General features: G+C 40.0%; 19 protein-coding genes. 13 read left to right on the forward strand and 6 right to left on the reverse strand.

Going from position 1 to position 18,037, the window contains the following annotated elements; all coding sequences use genetic code 11:
- Positions 1–9 precede the first annotated feature (9 nt).
- The 3 genes from prfB to ICV32_RS02910 all read right to left on the reverse strand — a co-directional run bounded on the left by prfB (position 10) and on the right by ICV32_RS02910 (position 3,779).
- Positions 10–1,114, reverse strand: a protein-coding gene (gene prfB / locus ICV32_RS02900) for a peptide chain release factor 2 (protein ID WP_215371780.1) whose coding sequence is annotated in 2 segments (ribosomal slippage) — positions 10–1,041 and positions 1,043–1,114 — 1,104 coding nt in all. Because the reading frame shifts where the segments join, the coding sequence is not laid out codon by codon here.
- 23 nt (positions 1,115–1,137) lie between these two features.
- Positions 1,138–2,880, reverse strand: a complete 1,743-nt coding sequence (gene recJ, locus ICV32_RS02905) for a single-stranded-DNA-specific exonuclease RecJ (protein ID WP_215371781.1) — start codon at positions 2,878–2,880, stop codon at positions 1,138–1,140.
- Positions 2,877–3,779 carry a hypothetical protein gene (locus ICV32_RS02910; protein ID WP_215371783.1) on the reverse strand — a complete coding sequence of 301 codons (903 nt, stop codon included), beginning with the start codon at positions 3,777–3,779 and terminating at the stop codon, positions 2,877–2,879. The genes recJ and ICV32_RS02910 overlap by 4 nt, the downstream gene beginning before the upstream one ends.
- Before the next feature lie 68 nt (positions 3,780–3,847).
- Here ICV32_RS02910 and ICV32_RS02915 point away from each other — a divergent pair, with 68 nt between their 5' ends.
- The 7 genes from ICV32_RS02915 (at position 3,848) to ICV32_RS02945 (ending at position 10,639) form a co-directional block, all read left to right on the forward strand.
- A complete protein-coding gene (locus ICV32_RS02915) occupies positions 3,848–5,110 on the forward strand; it encodes a lipoprotein-releasing ABC transporter permease subunit (RefSeq protein WP_215371785.1) in 1,263 nt (420 codons plus the stop codon).
- Entirely contained in the window at positions 5,103–5,789 is a 687-nt protein-coding gene (locus ICV32_RS02920; RefSeq protein WP_215371787.1) for an ABC transporter ATP-binding protein, read from the forward strand. The genes ICV32_RS02915 and ICV32_RS02920 overlap by 8 nt, the downstream gene beginning before the upstream one ends.
- Before the next feature lie 6 nt (positions 5,790–5,795).
- A complete protein-coding gene (locus tag ICV32_RS02925) occupies positions 5,796–6,608 on the forward strand; it encodes a TatD family hydrolase (RefSeq protein ID WP_215372513.1) in 813 nt (270 codons plus the stop codon).
- A 1-nt stretch (position 6,609) separates the two neighbouring features.
- Positions 6,610–9,060 (forward strand): DNA internalization-related competence protein ComEC/Rec2, encoded by a 2,451-nt coding sequence (locus ICV32_RS02930; protein ID WP_215371788.1) that lies wholly within the window; start codon positions 6,610–6,612, stop codon positions 9,058–9,060.
- Positions 9,061–9,196: 136 nt separating this feature from the next.
- Positions 9,197–9,499 (forward strand): ADP-ribosyl-(dinitrogen reductase) hydrolase, encoded by a 303-nt coding sequence (locus ICV32_RS02935; RefSeq protein WP_251371912.1) that lies wholly within the window; start codon positions 9,197–9,199, stop codon positions 9,497–9,499.
- 26 nt (positions 9,500–9,525) lie between these two features.
- Positions 9,526–9,870 (forward strand): BrnA antitoxin family protein, encoded by a 345-nt coding sequence (locus ICV32_RS02940; RefSeq protein WP_215371789.1) that lies wholly within the window; start codon positions 9,526–9,528, stop codon positions 9,868–9,870.
- A 190-nt stretch (positions 9,871–10,060) separates the two neighbouring features.
- Entirely contained in the window at positions 10,061–10,639 is a 579-nt protein-coding gene (locus tag ICV32_RS02945) for a recombinase family protein (RefSeq protein WP_215371791.1), read from the forward strand.
- Between the two features lies 1 nt (position 10,640).
- Here ICV32_RS02945 and ICV32_RS02950 read toward each other — a convergent pair whose 3' ends face one another.
- Together ICV32_RS02950 and ICV32_RS02955 are read right to left on the reverse strand one after the other, a co-directional pair.
- Positions 10,641–11,261 (reverse strand): hypothetical protein, encoded by a 621-nt coding sequence (locus tag ICV32_RS02950; protein WP_215371793.1) that lies wholly within the window; start codon positions 11,259–11,261, stop codon positions 10,641–10,643.
- Positions 11,258–11,653: a surface-adhesin E family protein gene (locus ICV32_RS02955; protein WP_215371795.1), complete on the reverse strand. Its 396-nt coding sequence runs from the start codon at positions 11,651–11,653 to the stop codon at positions 11,258–11,260. Before ICV32_RS02955 ends, ICV32_RS02950 begins: the two co-directional genes overlap by 4 nt.
- Before the next feature lie 241 nt (positions 11,654–11,894).
- Between ICV32_RS02955 and ICV32_RS02960 the strand changes: the two genes are divergently transcribed.
- The 6 genes from ICV32_RS02960 to ICV32_RS02985 all read left to right on the forward strand — a co-directional run bounded on the left by ICV32_RS02960 (position 11,895) and on the right by ICV32_RS02985 (position 16,501).
- The gene (locus tag ICV32_RS02960) at positions 11,895–12,554 is read left to right on the forward strand and encodes a hypothetical protein (RefSeq protein ID WP_215371797.1); all 660 of its coding nucleotides are present in this window, start codon (positions 11,895–11,897) and stop codon (positions 12,552–12,554) included.
- 343 nt (positions 12,555–12,897) lie between these two features.
- Positions 12,898–13,275 carry a hypothetical protein gene (locus tag ICV32_RS02965; RefSeq protein ID WP_215371799.1) on the forward strand — a complete coding sequence of 126 codons (378 nt, stop codon included), beginning with the start codon at positions 12,898–12,900 and terminating at the stop codon, positions 13,273–13,275.
- Positions 13,276–13,537: 262 nt separating this feature from the next.
- Positions 13,538–14,110 carry a hypothetical protein gene (locus ICV32_RS02970; protein WP_215371800.1) on the forward strand — a complete coding sequence of 191 codons (573 nt, stop codon included), beginning with the start codon at positions 13,538–13,540 and terminating at the stop codon, positions 14,108–14,110.
- A 333-nt stretch (positions 14,111–14,443) separates the two neighbouring features.
- Positions 14,444–14,770 (forward strand): hypothetical protein, encoded by a 327-nt coding sequence (locus ICV32_RS02975; protein WP_215371802.1) that lies wholly within the window; start codon positions 14,444–14,446, stop codon positions 14,768–14,770.
- A gap of 1 nt (position 14,771) precedes the next feature.
- Positions 14,772–15,164, forward strand: coding sequence for a surface-adhesin E family protein (locus ICV32_RS02980; RefSeq protein ID WP_215371804.1), 393 nt, complete (start codon positions 14,772–14,774; stop codon positions 15,162–15,164).
- A 938-nt stretch (positions 15,165–16,102) separates the two neighbouring features.
- Positions 16,103–16,501, forward strand: coding sequence for a hypothetical protein (locus ICV32_RS02985; RefSeq protein WP_215371805.1), 399 nt, complete (start codon positions 16,103–16,105; stop codon positions 16,499–16,501).
- A gap of 892 nt (positions 16,502–17,393) precedes the next feature.
- Here ICV32_RS02985 and ICV32_RS02990 read toward each other — a convergent pair.
- On the reverse strand, positions 17,394–18,032 hold the full coding sequence (locus tag ICV32_RS02990) for an AAA family ATPase (protein WP_215371808.1): 639 nt from the start codon (positions 18,030–18,032) through the stop codon (positions 17,394–17,396).
- Between the last annotated feature and the right edge of the window lie 5 nt (positions 18,033–18,037).

An 18,037-nucleotide genomic window follows, 5' to 3' on the forward strand; every position in this document is an offset into this window, starting at 1 on the left:
AGCAGAATCTTACACGCCCTGTTTTAGGCTAGCCTCAATGAAAGCGTCAAGATCACCATCCAAGACTTTCTGAGTATTGGAGATCTCAACATTGGTTCGTAAATCTTTAATACGACTTTGGTCAAGTACGTAAGAGCGGATTTGGTGCCCCCAGCCCACATCGGTTTTGCTGGCCTCTAACTTGTCTTGCTCGGCTCGGCGTTTACGCATCTCATGTTCGTATAAGCGCGACTTGAGCATGCTCATTGCTTCAGCCCGGTTGCGATGTTGGCTTCGATCGTTTTGGCATTGCACCACAATGCCCGTTGGAATATGCGTAAGACGAACCGCAGAATCAGTCTTATTAATATGTTGACCACCAGCGCCCGATGCGCGATACGTGTCGGTGCGAATATCGGCGGGATTGACCTCAATCTCAATGGAGTCATCAATTTCAGGATAAACATAAATACTGGCAAATGAGGTATGGCGACCACCGGATGAGTCAAATGGTGATTTACGAACTAAGCGATGAACCCCGGTTTCGGAACGGAGGTGACCATAGGCATATTCCCCATCGACTTTGATCGTGGCGCTTTTAATACCGGCAACATCACCATCCGACTCTTCCAAAATTTCTGTTTTATAGCCTTTACGCTCGCAGTATTTGAGGTATTGGCGATACAGCATGCTGGCCCAGTCGCATGCTTCGGTGCCGCCAGCCCCAGCCTGAATATCAATAAAGCAGTTGCAGGGATCCATTTCATTATGAAACATTCGCCTAAACTCGAGATCGGCAATAATCGTTTCATACGAGGCAGCATCAGCCTCAAGCGATAACAAGGTATCTAAATCATTCTCAGCCCGAGCCAGGTCCATCAGCTCCATACTGCTAATAATATTTTGTTGCAAATCGGTTAGGGTATTAACTACGCCTTCGAGTAATTTTTTTTCTTTGCCAAAGGCTTGAGCTTGTTTAGGGTCATCCCAGATTTTGGGATCTTCCAAAATATGATTGACTTCAATTAGACGGTTTGACTTCGTATCAAAGTCAAAGATACCCCCGTAGGGCATGCTCGCGAGCGAGGAGATCTTTGAAGGCGTTGGTAATTTGATTGAGTTGTTCGGCTTCCATGAGCGAATTATAAGGGTAAGCGGCTATGGGAGTGAATCGTTAGCAGCTTCAATGATCAGTTGAATACGAGCCTCTTCACGAAAACGATCACTCACCAGCCGAAATGCTAAAAACGCGTGTTGCGGTAGTGTTTGGGTGCGATTAAACCAAACTCCAGTAAGGACGGGAGCGAGGTTTTCGTTCTTCAACAGAGGGCGAAGTTGAAGGCGTAAATGCTTATCCTTCATGAGCGATTGCTGAAGCACCTCGAATTCACCATAGAAAAGCGGTTGCGGAAAACCTTGTCCCCAGATTTCCTGCATCAAGCGATCGGCGATTTCAACGGTGAACTGATCGGGGCCCAAAGAGCCATCATGGATACAGCGCCGTTGCAAAATCTCATCATCGAGTAGGCTTGTGCTGATTTCGCAAAAGTGATGCTCAAAGTCATCAAAGTCAGATTGGCGAATGGTGAGTCCTGCCGCCATGGCATGACCACCAAACTTCAATATCAAGCCAGGATATTTTTTGGAGACTACATCAAGGGCATCGCGCAAATGAAAACCCTGAATCGATCGACCGGAGCCGCGAAGCAATGGGGCACCGGATTCATCCTCAGCAGGCGCAAAAACGATGGTTGGGCGATTAAAGCGCTCTTTAAGTCGCGAAGCAACAATGCCCACCACACCTTGATGCCAATCGGGATGCCATAAGCAAAGCGCAGCTTGCTCATTCATTGATAAATGAGCTAGGCTCGCAAGCGCAGATTCTTGCATCCCGGACTCAATCACGCGCCGTTCTCGATTGATGCGGTCAAGCTCCTGCGCAAGAGACATCGCCCGAGTTTCATCGTCACACAGGAGCAGCTGAATCCCCAAGCTCATATCGGCTAAGCGTCCTGCTGCATTTAAGCGAGGCCCAATCGCAAATCCCAGATCAAAGGGGCTAGCGGTTCTCGGGTCTCTTGCGGCCACCTCAAATAAAGCCAATAATCCTGCTGGAGCTTGACCCTGACGTATTTTTCTAAGACCGTGTGACACCAGAATGCGGTTATTGCGATCGAGTTGGGCAACGTCGGCGACTGTGCCAAGTGCCACCAAACTAAAGAGCTGCTCGACTTTTGGTTGCGTTGTATTTGTGAATACACCACGTTCGCGTAAGAGGGCTCGTAAGGCAATTAAAACGTAGAACATCACCCCAACCCCAGCAAGTGCCTTGCTTGCAAATCCACACCCGGGTTGGTTGGGGTTCACAATGGCGAGTGCATTTGGAAGTTGATCGCTCGGTAGGTGGTGATCAGTGACCAGAACATCAATACCATGCGTCTTGGCGTAGTCAATTCCTTGGTGGCTCGCAATTCCGTTATCAACCGTAATTAAGAGCGATGGTCTTGGATTGAGTTCAAGTGCCATATCAACCACTTCAGGGGTTAGGCCATAGCCCATGGTGAAACGATTTGGAACCAAGTAGCCCAATTGCTCCTCTGAAGCCCCTAGCATGCGTAATCCTCGCATCCCAAGTGCGCAAGCCGTTGCACCATCACAGTCGTAATCGGCGACGATTACCATGGGTCGTTTTGAGGCAATCGCATCCGCCAATAACCGCGCCGCCGTCTCACATTCTTTTAGCGAAGCGGGTGGTAGTAACTGCTTTGCCTCTAGATTTAACTCGGAATGGTCTTGAATCCCTCGGGCTGCATACAAGCGAGCAAAGAGCGGATCCAAACCATGCGCTTCTAAATGTTCAACAACGTCATCGGGGTAGGCGCGTTGGCTAAAAACACTCATGCCTGTAACTCGTCCCAGGTCGGCGGTTGTTTTTTATGCCAAAACTTCCACGCCGGGCTTTGATAGTCTTTGGCTCGAAGCGTTCGTTTGCGAATGTTCCCGGGAAAATCAATGACCGTAATTTCAAGGTCAGACTCCAGCATGGCTTGCATCAAGCGAGGCCATTCTTTATGCATGCCCTCTAACCATACAAAGGTATTGCTTGGCTGCTGTTCCCACTGAAGAGACTCGGGGTTTAAAAGGGGGATGCCACGCTGTGCAGCAATTGATGTCATCCAGGGATGATCACTAATAACTTGACTTGCATTGGTTAATTCAGATGAATAAGTAATATCGGTTGCTTTACCAATTCCATAGACCCATACCGAATTAATCCGAGGTAATCCTTGGGCCTCGCGTGCCTCATTCATCGGGTGAATATGCCAGCGCATTTGGATCTCATTTTGAATCTTGCGCCACCGTTTAGCCAATCCTGGCACCACAGTATCCTTAGGGAGCCACCAATCGATATTGCGTCCTTTGGCTTGCGCCACACTGTGGGTGTACAGGGACGCATAATCACTTGCTGCATAAACCCAAGTATGGCCATTGTTTGAAATCGGAATCATTCCTTCTTCACCGAAAATGGTGTTTGCCTCCTCCATCAAGACGGTGACTTCATTTTGGGGTATGTCCAGCTCCGATAATGGAAGTAAGACGAGATGATCGCGGGTCGCATGCAGATGAACCGGTTCAATGCATAGCTGAACTTGATCATTTGGATTTTGATGCAAGGCCCTACCAAGAGCAAATGAATCGCCAATCAGATAGCGCTCGTGCGGTAAGGCTTTGGGCGCACGCTCAAGCGCGTGGTCGAACTGATCCTCGCCGGATAGAAGAATGCTGATTTGTCGAGTCATGACCCTAATTTTAGGTGGCAATTACTCAACTTGCTCAGTACGTAGCGCCAATTGCTTAAACTGTGACAATGTGGAAGATTCCAATTGAACTGGAGATAGGACTTAAGTACACGCGCTCGCGGCGTAGGAAGGCGGTTGGTCAACGCGATGGATTTCTTTCGTTTATCTCTGGGATCTCCATGGCTGGGATCGCACTAGGGGTTGCGGCTCTCATTGTGGTGCTGTCCGTCATGAATGGGTTTCAGAAGGAGGTGCGAGACCGCATGCTTTCGGTTCTCTCGCACATTGAAATTACCTCACCCAATGGCTTATCGAACTGGGAGCCAATCGCCGAAACGCTTGCAAAGCAAGCCCATGTTCTCGGGGTTGCCCCAATGGTGAGCTCGCAAGGTCTTCTCTCTCGAGCTGAATCGATGCGCGGGGTTGTTCTACGGGGGGTTGATCCAGCCCTAGAGGGTCGCGTATCGGATTTGCCCAAACAATTAATCGTGGGCTCAATCAGTGATTTGAAGCCTGGACAATTTGGGGTCGTACTTGGAACGCAGTTAGCGGGAACACTAGGTATTCGGGTTGGTGATCGTGTAAACCTATTGGTTCCGGAAGGTGATTTAACTCCTGCTGGGATGATGCCGCGAATGAGGGCTCTTCAGGTCGTTGGTATGGTGGACAGCGGTCATTATGAATACGACAGTACCTTAGCGGTCATGCACTGGAAAGATGCCGCTGCCTTGTTACGAATGACCGACCCGACCGGTTTACGCGTCAAGGTCGATGACATGCAAAAGGCCCCTGAAATTGCGGTGCGCTTAGCGCAAGTCGTACCGCAAGCGCTCTGGGTTAGCGATTGGTCACGATCAAATCGCAATTGGTTTGCCGCAGTCCAAACTGAGAAAAAAATGATGTTCATCATCTTGACCTTGATTATTGCGGTGGCAGCATTTAATTTAGTTTCGACCTTAGTCATGACGGTGACGGACAAGCAGGCGGACATTGCGATTTTGCGAACAATGGGCGCAAGCGCTGGATTAGTACAACGCATATTTTTAGTGCAAGGTTTGGCAATCGGCCTATTGGGCTCACTGCTTGGGGTAGGGTTTGGATTACTCATCGCTTTAAATATTGATGTGATCGTCCCGTTTATCGAGACCCTCTTTCGGGTGCAGTTCTTACCGAGGGACATTTATTTCATTAGCCAGCTGCCATCGGATGTGCGTCTTGACGACGTATTGAAGGTGGGCATCATGGCATTTGTCCTTTCGATTCTTGCAACGATTTACCCAAGCCGCAGAGCAGCGCAAGTCAAACCAGCTGAGGCTTTGCGCTATGAGTAAACCGGTTCTCAAGGCCTCTCATCTTGCAAAAACCTATGGCGCAGGTATCAATGCAGTTGAGGTCCTTAAATCGGTTGAGTTGAAGTTAAGCCCAGCCGAGAAGGTAGCCATTGTCGGCTCATCGGGGTCTGGTAAGAGCACCTTACTTCACCTTTTAGGGGGATTGGATACAGCTAGTGCTGGTGAGGTGGAATTGGCTGGTCAATTGCTCAATCGGATGAGCGCAAAGGAGCTCGATCGGATCCGCAATCAACACTTAGGGTTTGTGTACCAGTTTCATCATCTGCTTGATGAATTAAGCGCATTAGAGAATGTTGCTTTACCCCTTCGAATTCGAGGTTTGAGTCGGGAAGAGGCAGAAGCGCCAGCACAGATTCTGTTGGACGCAGTTGGTTTAGGAAAGCGTCTTCATCACACCCCGGCGGAGTTATCGGGAGGTGAGCGTCAACGCGTTGCCGTGGCGCGTGCTTTGGTTGGAAAACCGGATTGCGTATTGGCTGATGAGCCAACCGGTAACTTAGATACCGAAACAGCTGATCGAGTATTTGATCTAATGCTTGATATTGCTAAAGAGCAGGGCACCGGATTTTTGATCGTGACGCACGATCCAGTTCGGGCCAAACGGTGCGATCGTATTTTGCGCCTGACTCGCGGCATACTCGAGCCATTTAGGGAATAAGCATTGATGTGGCTTGATACCCATTGCCACCTCGATGCCCCTGAATTTTTGAGTGATATCGAGAGCATCGTAAAGCGAGCAAAACACGCTGGCGTAGCAGGTATCTTGTTGCCTGCAGTGCGAGCTCAGGATTTTGAGGCCGTTCAAGAAATCACCCATCGGTTCAAGCATGAGATTCCCTATTTGGTTTATACCTTAGGCATTCATCCGCTGTATACCGATCGTGCCAGCGAAAGTGATTTAAAAACGTTAGAGACTGCAGTAATCAGTGCTAAGAATGACCCTCACTTTGTCGGTATTGGTGAAATTGGTCTAGATTATTTTGTCGCTGAGTTGGATCCGCATCGACAAGCATTCTTTTTTCATGCGCAACTGGATCTGGCCCAACACCATCGACTGCCGGTGATCTTGCATGTCCGTCGATCTCAAGACATGATTTTGAAGGCGCTTCGTCAACGAACCATCAGCGGTGGTATCGCCCATGCATTTAATGGAAGTTTTCAGCAGGCTCAGCAATTTATTGATTTGGGATTCAAATTGGGTTTTGGGGGTGCTGCGACCTATGAGCGTGCTTTGCAAATTCGCCGGCTTATTCAAGAACTACCGATCGATGCCATCGTGACCGAAACTGATTCACCGGATATTCCACCAGCATGGTTACGCTCTGAACAAGAGCGACGCAATGAGCCTGCATTTTTACCTCGAATTGCACGCGTGTTAGCTGAAGTTCGGGGTGTGCAGCCAAATTCTCTATCACAGGCAGTTGTCCACAATGTAAGTCAGGCCCTACCGCGCTGGGGCCAACTTCTCAACCAATAACGTGCTACGCATCGCAATTACGGCATGGATTGCCGGAGGATCGGCTTTTCTCTTTTTATCCAAATTACCAAATCACGGCCTAGAAGTAAGCATTATTTTCGGAATCTTTTTGCTGATTATTGGCTATTATTTGCGAGATCGTAATCGCATCATCTCGCTCCTTGTTCTAATAGCAGCCATGGCAGCGTTGGGGTGGGGCTATCACTTTCATTATGCAAAGGGGAGGCTTGCATCGTCCCTACCAATTTCTCTTGAAGATCAAGAGTTAACGATTCGGGGATATGTCGATCAACTACCTAGTGGTGATCATCAACATCAGCGCTTTGCCTTTGAGGTAGTTGACTGGAATGATGTTCAATCTGAGTCCTTACCAAGAAAAATTTATTTAAGTTGGAGTGGGGCGTGGCAAAAAAACCGTTTGATTCCGGAGCTTGCCCCGGGTGAAGAGTGGCAATTTGTTGTCAAACTCAAAAGACCACACACCTTAATGAATGAGCATGGCTTTGATTTTGAACGATGGATGTTTCATCAAGGCTTTGGAGCGCATGGCTCGGTTAGGTCTGGTAAGCGAGTTCAAGAATCCAAATGGATTTCATTAAAAACAGCCATCGAGTATCAGCGTTGGCGACTACGCAATAAGATCAAAGCCGCTCTAGATCCTTCTGCGCCATATGTTGGGGTATTAATTGCCTTGGTGATTGGCGATCAAAATGCTATTGCGCAATCGGATTGGCGGGTATTTAATGCTACTGGTGTCGGGCATTTAATTTCGATATCGGGTTTACATGTCACGATGCTTTCGGGATTGGGGGCTATGTTAGGGGCGTGGATATGGCGACGTCGCGAATCGCCGCTCGTGATTCCTGTTCAAAAAGTAGCCGCTGGTACTGGATTACTCACTGCATTTTTATATGCATGGTTAGCTGGATTTCAAATACCAGCTCAACGAACACTCTACATGGTTGGGATCGTAGCTTTTGCGCTCTGGACTTCCCGAATCCCACGCGCCTTTGATATTTGGTGGATTGCCCTCTTGCTAGTTCTAGTGATTGATCCCATGGCCCCATACACTCCAGGATTTTGGTTATCGTTTGGAGCGGTAGCCATCATTTTGTACGGCATGGGTTCTTCATCCAGTCTCATAGGCATCCCGAATGGGAGCGAGTGGGAAAGAAGTCGACTTGAGCGATTCAAACAAGCCCTCCTTGAATCCTGCCGCTTGCAATGGATTGTGACCATTGCGCTCATTCCCTGTACTTTATATTGGTTTTACCAAGTATCTGTCGTATCGCCATTAGCCAATGCGCTGGCGATTTCAGTGATTAGTTTTATTGTTACGCCCCTGGCAATTGCTGGCGCTATTCTTCCTGAGTGGTTTGCACCAATCCCTCTCCAGCTTGCGCATGAAGTAATGGAGTGGACCGCAACATACCTCAATTGGCTTGCAAAATTTGACTGGGCAGTTCATTGGTCCCATCAACCGACCCTATGGGCAATGGCTTTATCGACAGTAGGGATCTATTGGCATATTTGTCCGGGCCCGATGACAACTCATCTGGTGAATCGGATTGTGGGACTTGCCCTTTGCGCCCCTTTGTTTTGGCAAACCACTAATGCAATTCATGAGGGCCAATTTAGGGCCTATGTATTTGATATTGGGCAGGGCACCGCAGTACTGGTTGAGACAAAATCACATCGACTCCTGTACGATACCGGCCCACTTTCCGGAAAAAATGACAATGCTGGAGATCGAGTTTTACTACCGTACTTTCGTGGAGAGGGGATTGATCGATTGGATCGATTGGTTATTAGTCATAAAGACTTAGATCACATTGCTGGCGCCAGCACACTAATGAAGAGCCTAAAGATCGAATCATTCTTAGGCACGATGCCAGAGCATCATCCCTTAATGAATGATGTTAAACAATCATTCATGCCAGCACTGCCCTGTCAGTTTGGTCAAGAATGGCAATGGGATGGTGTGGACTTTAAAGTCTGGCATCCGTCTGAGGAGGTCACTTTCAACGCAGATACGCACCGAGGAAAGCCTAATGAAAACAGTTGTGTGCTGGAAATCCGAAATAACAACACGAGTTTTTGGTTAACAGGCGATATAGAAAAACGAGGAGAGCATGAGCATATTCGACGTCTAGAGGATGCGGGTTACCAAAAGCCCAACAAGGTGGTGGTAATGGCCCCACATCACGGTAGTAAAACATCGTCATCACAGATATGGCTAGATGCCATCCAACCAACGGTGGCATTTTCTCAGCATGGATATCGAAATCGGTATGGTCATCCACATAGCGTTGTGAAAGAACGATATCGAGACAATCAAACCCCGCTTCTTGAAACCATACATACCGGAGCACAACACTGGTATGCCACTGCCGATGAACTTACCGTTGAGTTCCTAAGACCCAAGCAAAAGCGATTGTGGCATCACGACTAACAAAATTAACAAAATCTGTATATCTTCTAAAATTATAAAAATATATATTTAAATCAATAACTTAATAAAAATTTATCCCAATAAAGCACCAATTTAACGTAAAATTTTGTATATACAAAACATAACGAAATGGGCTATGATGAAGCAACTAGTGATTAGTCCGAGGCTGGCTGAAAAATTAATCAAAAAGCATCGGGTTCGCAGGGTTGAAGTTGAAGAGTGCTTTTATAACCGCACGGGAATAGTTTTGGAGGATACGAGGGCCGAACACCAAACAGAACCTCCCACGGTTTGGTTTATTGCCCCAACACATCAAAATCGGTTGCTAAAAATTGTTTATGTTCTAAATGACGGCGTTGTTAATTTGAAGACAGCTTTTGAACCTAATCCGCGAGAAAAATTACTTTATTTGAGGATGGCTCTGGGTGACCATCTCTGAAAAATTAAATAGGATGATGAGATAGTATGAAACCAAAAAAATCGAGGCAAGACCTTATTCAAAGTAGCGAACAAGCATGGGAGAGTCGTCAGTTGGGCTCGGACGAAGCGTATGCTCGACGATCAGAGCAATCATCAGAATCAACGGATGAAGCGCTTGGCTTAAAAATGATATCGATCAGATTAAGTACTGATTTAATTGATTCATACAAATTACTTGGCGATAAATATGGCATGGGGTATCAGCCATTGATGCGTGAAGCTCTCAAACGTTTTGCGGATAGCGAATTAAAAATAGTAGCGAAAGAATTTTTAGAAGCAAAGGCAAAGAGTCGCAAACAAATAAAAATAAGTGACAAAAAAGCAGCTTAAATGTTGCTATTCAATGGGGAAATGCGCCAGAGATTGGTTGCGGGGATAGGATTTGAACCTATGACCTTCGGGTTATGAGTTCGTTTATTTGATACTTAAATAGTTGTAATATATAGACTTTTTGCCAAAGTAGTATAGTAAGTAGTATAGTAATTCATAGGTATTTTCATCACTTTTTTGGGAGAAAACTATGAAAAAAGTCTGTATCTATGTCCGTGTATCCACCACCAAACAGACCGTAGAGAACCAAATACAGGTTCTTAGGGACTATTCAGACCGGTGTGGATACCAAATCACCCAAATCTACTCTGATAACGGTATATCGGGTTCTAAAGGACGACAGGATCGTCCCGGACTGGATCAGATGATGAAAGACGGAGTTCAACGAAAGTTTGAGATGGTTCTCGTCTGGTCGGTGGATAGACTAGGTCGTTCAGTAAGTGATTTAGTTCAAATAATGAAAGAACTCAATGAACTCAAGATTGACTTGTATTTCAATCAACAGAGTATTGATACATCAACAAGTTCAGGAAGAATGATATTTGGGATCTTTGGATGTATTTCAGAGATGGAACGAAATCTCATTTCAGAACGAGTCACAATCGGATTACAACGGGCGGTCAGTCAAGGAAAGAAATTAGGAAGACCGACAAAGATGAATGACGGAATGAAAAACGCTGTCAAACTGTTACGAGAGAAGGGAATGGGGATCAAACAAATCTCAAAACAACTTCAGATTGGGATTGGAACGGTGTATTCAGTCTTATAAATTAAAAACCTGAGTATCTTTTATCAAGTTCTTTCTTTTTTTCTAATTCAAGTTTCACTAACTTCTTTCTTTCTTCTTGTGAGTTTTCGTATTCTTCTTTTCTGATTTGTAACCATAATGGATGAACCAAGTTTAAAAGTTCATTCATCTTTTTATCAAACTCATCCGAATACTTGAATGAATGAACTGAAAAATATTGATTTGATATCTCATATGATTCTTTGTCACAAGAGAAAGAATCAATCTCTAACTCAGGAAAATGTTCTCTAGTAAATGAGAGTTTGATAGATTGTTGGTGAGGGATCGGAATATTTGTAAATAGGTGAAAGTTATTGATTGAATATTCTTTGATAGGTTCATGAAGATGATTACCGACTTTATTCAATCTGTTGTGGTGAATAACAAACATAAATTCTTCAAGAATTCTCAAATATCCCTTTTCTTCAATAACATATCTTGAACGAATAATTGGATTCGTTTCATTCTTAATTAACTCTTTAAGAACTTTGTTTCTTGGTTTATTTTTCTCTTTATAGAAAAGATAGTTACTTATCATTACATACAGAAAGACAACGACTATTAGTATTGAAAGAATGATGAAAATGGAGAAAAGTATCATCATTTTAAATGTTTGAATCCACAACTAAACCGAACTAAAGAATCTCCTATAGTTCCAGGACCAGAGAACGACCATTTAGAAATTTCGTCAGAAGTAAATACAACACTTCCTTTTCCCATTTCATTCTGATACAAAGTCAATTTTAAATCTCTCGATTTTTCCTCATTACAATCAATTTCATTAAAAGTTACATATGATTGATAAACTTTTCCATCCCTTAATTTTTCAGGTTTATTCATGTTGTGGAGAGACCAGATACGAATAAATTTATCTTTTTTAGTTATTTTGGAATCATCAATGTATACAGTCATTGAATTTGATTCTGTTACCTTAAACCAATCACAATAACCGTTTACTGAGAAAAATAATAGAGATATAGGGATAAGTTTTTTCATATTCATTTCTTCGGTAAACGTCCACCGTCTTTCAAACATTCATCAAGAGTCTTATAAGGTTTGAAGTTCTTGGTTTGTTCGTAGTAGGTGGATCCAGGTTTATGACAGATACCTGAATTACTCATTTTTACAGGTAAAGATTGACTAAAAACACTAGTAGAAATGACTAGTGTTAAAAGTAACGAAATGGTGGTAGATTTCATAAGTATTAGACTATCACTAATCAATCTTGGTGACAAATATGAGTAAATTTCTTGTCTTAATTCTTTTAATATGTTCATCATCTTTAAGTTTCGGAAAGTTATCGGATGATGACTATAAAAAACTTGAAACGATGGTTTTTGAAAATCTAAAAAAAGATAATTTTATTAAACTAAACCGAATAACAAGAGGTGGAAGTCTCACATCATGTGAACTAGAATTTGGAAACATTTACAGAGATATTCGTTCTCAGTCTGGAAAACCAGTAATCGTTTCAGGAAGTTTTTCACTCATTTATATGAGAGAAAAAAGTAATTTAGGAACATTACTGAAGATAGTTCCTTCAGTCTTAGATGTGAGAACAGAGAAATGGACACAAACATATCCTGAGTATCTAGATATTAAAGTTAACAAGTCAAGTCTTGAAAAATTTAAGATTACAGACTTCAAATGTGGTTCTGAGGATAGAGGTCGTTGTGTAGGGTACGGAGATCCTAAATTTGATGTTATTAAAACAGTGACCTCTGTAATTCCTTTTAATGGTGAGGTTGTCTTTTCTCTCACAAAAGGAGGTTATGACAATTCATTTACCTTGTCTAACTTACTACCTCAAAAAGAATCTATTAAAGTTCGTGAGGATTTCAATAACTGTATGTCTGAAATATTCAACGAATTTAGAAAAGATTTAGAAAGAAGATGATAAAAGTGTTAGGTAAGATAGAACAACTTAAGGGTTGGAAAAGAGTTTGGTTTGTTTCACTCTTTTTTGTCTTTTTTTATTACTATTTTTTTTGGGACAGTGAATCATCACTAATACCAAATTTCATTATCTATACATCAGACTTTTTTAATGTTTTAATTTTTCGTCCAATTTTTAATTGGATATTTGATTTTCCACCATATAGATATATAGATGAAATTTCTTTCTTTCAACGTCAAACCATAAATTTTCGGAATGGTCTTTCACATTTACTAACATATGTATTCTATTCAATAATTTTCTATAAAACTGGAAAATGGATCTACAAAGGTTTTAAAAATAAATGAAAAGACTAATAATTTTTGTATTATTTTCACTTTCATCATCACTCGTTTACTCATCTACATATGACTGTAGAGTAACTCGTAAGATTGGTCCAGAAAACATTGTTTCTGATTCTGAATTAATGAAGTGGAAGTTTTCTATAAAGATTTACGACATTACAAAACCTGAACTAGAGAGATGTTCATTTGTTCCGAGTCAAAACAAAGTTACTTGTGACAGATACACAGTTGATAGAGTAGAAACCGATAAGTTTGTTGGTATCAAGAAGTTCTATTACTTTACTGGTCAATTTGATGTTCAACTCTACCCCGATATGAGATTTGTAGAAAACAATGGTCGTGGTGGTATTTCATATGGATCTTGTGTGAAATTATGAAGTTTATAATTTTCACGGGTTTATTTTTGATATCTACTTATTCTTTTGGGAATTGTGTATGTAGGTGTGTAAACGGTGAAATGACACCCATTTGTAGTAGTTCTATTGACTTACCACCTATCTGTCCACCCACAATTTGTCCCATTGTTCCCCCATCAGTTCAACCTATTAATCCTCCAGTTATTCCACCTATTGGGACGTCTAATTGTCAAAATAGACAGGTCTTGAATCAAAGAACAGGTCAGTATGAGTGGAGGGTTATATGTCAATAAATAGATTATTAATTTTTATATCACTTATATTTGTATTTAATTCTTCATATGGTCAGGTAAAGAAACCGGAGGGTAAATTTTGTAATACATTTGATGGAAGGATTGAGTTCGTTCAAAATTTAATACCGTCTAATTATGACTGGTTACTGTTTAAGGTGGAAAACATTCCACCCGATACAGAAAAGTATATTTCTACCGAATATAAAAGTTCATTGGAAACAAGAAATGAGTCACGATTCAACAAAATAGTAAGTAATGAATATTTTTATCCTTGGAAATTACGAGATTCATACAAATCTTTAATTTCGGAATCAAAGAATGGATTTTTTAGAATCCATGGGATTGGTTCTTCAACTAAATCTAAACATGAATCTGAAATAATTTTTTATACAAATTTATTTGAAATTAATTATGAATTTTTAGATTCACTTGATGAGTACCGAAATTTTGATAACAGAAGAAATAAACCTTATCTTTCTGGTGATTCTTATAGAATTGAATTATCTAAACTTAATTTTAATAGAACAATTCAATCACTTATCAAATGTTCTTTTCAAAAGTAATTATTAAATGTCAGAACCTATTACCTTAAATCGAATTATTGATAAAGTTCTTAATATAGACCTTACTATCTTTTTCTATCTCGTTCCTTTTGTAGTCTTAATTTTTTTTATTTCTCGTTGTTGGGACTACTACGTTGATAAGTTTCTAGAAGAAAAAGGTGTATCACATGAACGTAGAAATTCTATCGAAATCATATTTTGGTGTTTATTCTTCCTCTTATCCTACATTCTTTTAAAACTATATTTCAATTAACAACTGTATCCGAACATACTTTCCGATAACCTTTTCAGAATATTCAAACCTATACCCAACTTTACCTTTAAAGAATTTATATGATGACCTTTTCTGAACTGATAAAAAAGTCTCTTTTCCTTCTGGTTCTTTCATATTCTCTTACATCTTTTAGTCAATCTCTTAATGAAAGACTTGACTCTTCAAATACCAACAAGAATCAACTAGAAAGACTCAAATCAGATTCTGACCCACAAAAAGTCCGTGAAAAGGATTTGGAGACTGTAAAAAAACAAAATGAAATAAAGAATTCACCAGATGTTAAATCTTATAGTTGGTTTGAAGTAAACCAAAAGAAAATATTCTTAACAATCGGATTTCTTATAGTTTGTTTCTTTGTGTATCACAATTACTTTAAAAAGAAATAAGATGATGAAAAAGATTTTTCTTCTTTTTATTTCATTCTTTTTAATCGGTTGTAACAAGTCTCCTGAATGGAAAATCTATCATCAATCAACTGGTCAAACTATTCTTATTGATGAAAGTTCAATAAAGAAAAAAGAGGATTATGTTAGTTTTTGGTATGTGAGTGACTTGAAATCTTATCCAAACTTACATTTTTTATGGAAAGAGGTATACAACTGTAAGTCTCAAATGTCTATGTCACTTTTCTATGATGTTGTTGAATCTATTTCCAAACTTCCAAAAAATGTTCCAGACTTAACTGATGAGGATAGATGGTCAAAGATTACAGATGATGGTTGGGATAGAAATGTATTTAATAAGTTATGTGGTGATAGAGTTAAGAAAACATTTTTTTGATGTATGAGTGATGTAAAAATCCTTGGAAGACCTCTCTATCGTCCTGTTAAACATAAGATACAGGATGAAGAGAATCCTTCAGTTCAACTCAAATCTAAAGAATCAAAGAAATCTTTGACACATACAGACATTGTCTATGAACGGGATGAGAGTGATTGGTGGTGGTGTGAGGATGTCTAAAGACATTCAAATTAAGACTTATCTGGAACGAATCGTTAGAGATTCATGTCTGGAAACAGGTTCAAATCCCGATGACTTTAAACTGAAAGTTATGGGTAAGATAAAACGTTATAAGTCAATGAAGTCTGGTTACTATATTCAAATTCAAAACTTTAAAAGTCTTACTGTAGTTAAGAATTCTCTTGATAACAAATACTTTCGGTATTACTTTAGATGTATTCAGTTTGAAAAGAGAAATCTTCCACTGTTAGAGATATGTAAATGGACTCCAACTATGGGATCGGTAGAGGACGGTAAGGTCGTATTCAGAGATGATGACAAGAGGTACAAAGGATCATTTCTAGAACGAATGATTACAGTAATGAATGTGGTTAGATTAAAGATATGAGGTAATAAATGTATGACAGATACTATCTAACACCCACTGAATCTGTTTTTTCTCTCACTCCTGTATCAAATTCCATATCTTATGTCTGTCAACTCAAGAAATCGGAATTATTACGAAAACAATCATCTAAACTAGAGTTCAATTCTTATGATGTTCATCTTATAGAGTCCAAAACATCTGAAAGATATGGATATATTGAACATAAAGAGTTTAAGATTGTTTTCCATATCTACATGAAATTTACTGATTTTGAAAGATTAGTTAACTTAAATATGTTAAAAAAACTTCCAAATCAAATCATACTTTTCTGTGAACTTAAGAACAAAAAAATGATTGTTCCTCACTATCACTTCTTAATGGTAAGTTAAAAATGAAAATCTTTTTTTCTTTTATTTTGGTTATTTTATTTACATCATGTTCAATAGGAGATGAAACTTCATTCTCATTAGTTTGTAATGGTACAGAGTCAATAGAGTCATCTACTTTCGGAAAAAGTAATGAACCAAAATCAAAAACTTATAACTTTAAAAATAAAAAATTAGAAAATTACGACTGTCATACTTGGACAAGTGAAAAAATTGTTTGTTCTTTAAATAGTGAACCTAATAGTCTTTTATTTCAACATTCTGTTATAAATATTGATAGAGTAAGTGGGTTAATTTCTTCTGGTTTTATGGAAAGTGTTAAGACAGATAAAGGTTCAATAATTTCAAGTTCCATCACTAGATTTAATGGTAAATGTGAAAAAGTAGATAAGAAAAAGTTCTAGTTTTATATTCTTTTGTTTATTACTAATACTATTACCTCACTTTTCCTTACTTCTTTCTTCACAACTCTACATAGTTCATTTAAATATCCCGATACAACTTGGTCTTTGATATCAGGACTCACTTTTATCGTGTAGATAGAATCTTTCTCCAGTTGTTGTAACTGTTTCTCGTTCATACCGACTCCATCTCTTGTAGAACTCGTGTAATACCTTTACTTTCTATTTCATTGAGTAGTCGTGTGATTCCTAATCGTCCAAGTGTAGATTTAGGGATTCTGGTAGTGGTGGAGATATGGGTAAATCGTTGGGAAAGGTTATGGTCTAGTCGTAATGGGAATTGGGTATGTGGTGTGGATTGGATCTGAAATGACATGAATTCTCCTTGGATGATGGATAGAAACTAAGACTAGAACTCACTTGTTTATCCCGACACTATTGACGAGAAGTTAGTGGTAACTAGGTCGTTTCTATTATTTATATGGTGTGGAATCTAGATATAGATAGTGGTAACTAGGAAATGTTCATTTAGGAACAGGATAGGAATAGGATTCAATGTCTGGATCTGGAGGGGGTTTTGGTTCATGAACTCACTATCGTTCGTTCATCTGTTACTTCGTAACAGGGTTCTATTGGATGGATGGTTTAAAACTAGGGGGTATCAGGTAATGGTTTCAATCAAACTCAAGGGGGGACATACTTACTTATAAGAGTTTTTGTCTAATTTGATTTCACCTGATGACATATACCACTTTATTTCATCATGTTTACCATTTTTTACTTTTCCGTGAATTTCCTATCAAAAAAAATTTTCAGAATACAAAAATCCCCACCTTCAGACCCAGTTATTGTTAACTGAGTTTGACTGTGGGGAAAAGTTCTTATAAGAACAGTTTTATGGAGTATTTAATAGAAATTCATACTCAAGTTGGTTAGAAATAATTCTGTAGTCTGGAAAATAGTAATTAATAATGTAATTCACCCTGTCTACATTAATTTCTCCATATCGATCCTTTAATTTTTGAATTACCCTTTTTCTATAACTTTCAAGAGTTGTCTTGATAATTGAAGGAGTGACATCAAAATTTAAGACTAATAATCTTGATATAAGTGGTTGTTGAATCTTTTTTATCTCATTACAAGTGAAGATAAAACGACAGGTGTCAGAATTATCTTCAATGAGTTTTCTCAATCCGGATTGAGAATTAGGTGACAAATAATCACATTCATCAATAATAACTAATCTCTGTTTATCAGGAAATAGAGATAAGGTAGAACTGTAACGTCTTACTCTATTTCTTACCTCATCAACACCAGTTTCTAAAGATCCATTTATGATTATTGAATCAAATTTTTCACTATTATAAAAAATTAAACTAGAACTTGTTTTACCTGTCCCTGGTTTTCCGTGAAATAACATATTCATAACACGACTATTTTCATACATGAATTCAAGTTTTTCTTTATTTTCATCAGAAATACAAAGTTCATGAAACGACTTTGGTCTCAAGTATTCGGAGAGTAACTGTTTCATTAAAT

It is taken from the genome of Polynucleobacter sp. MWH-UH24A (assembly GCF_018687475.1).
Taxonomy (GTDB): domain Bacteria; phylum Pseudomonadota; class Gammaproteobacteria; order Burkholderiales; family Burkholderiaceae; genus Polynucleobacter.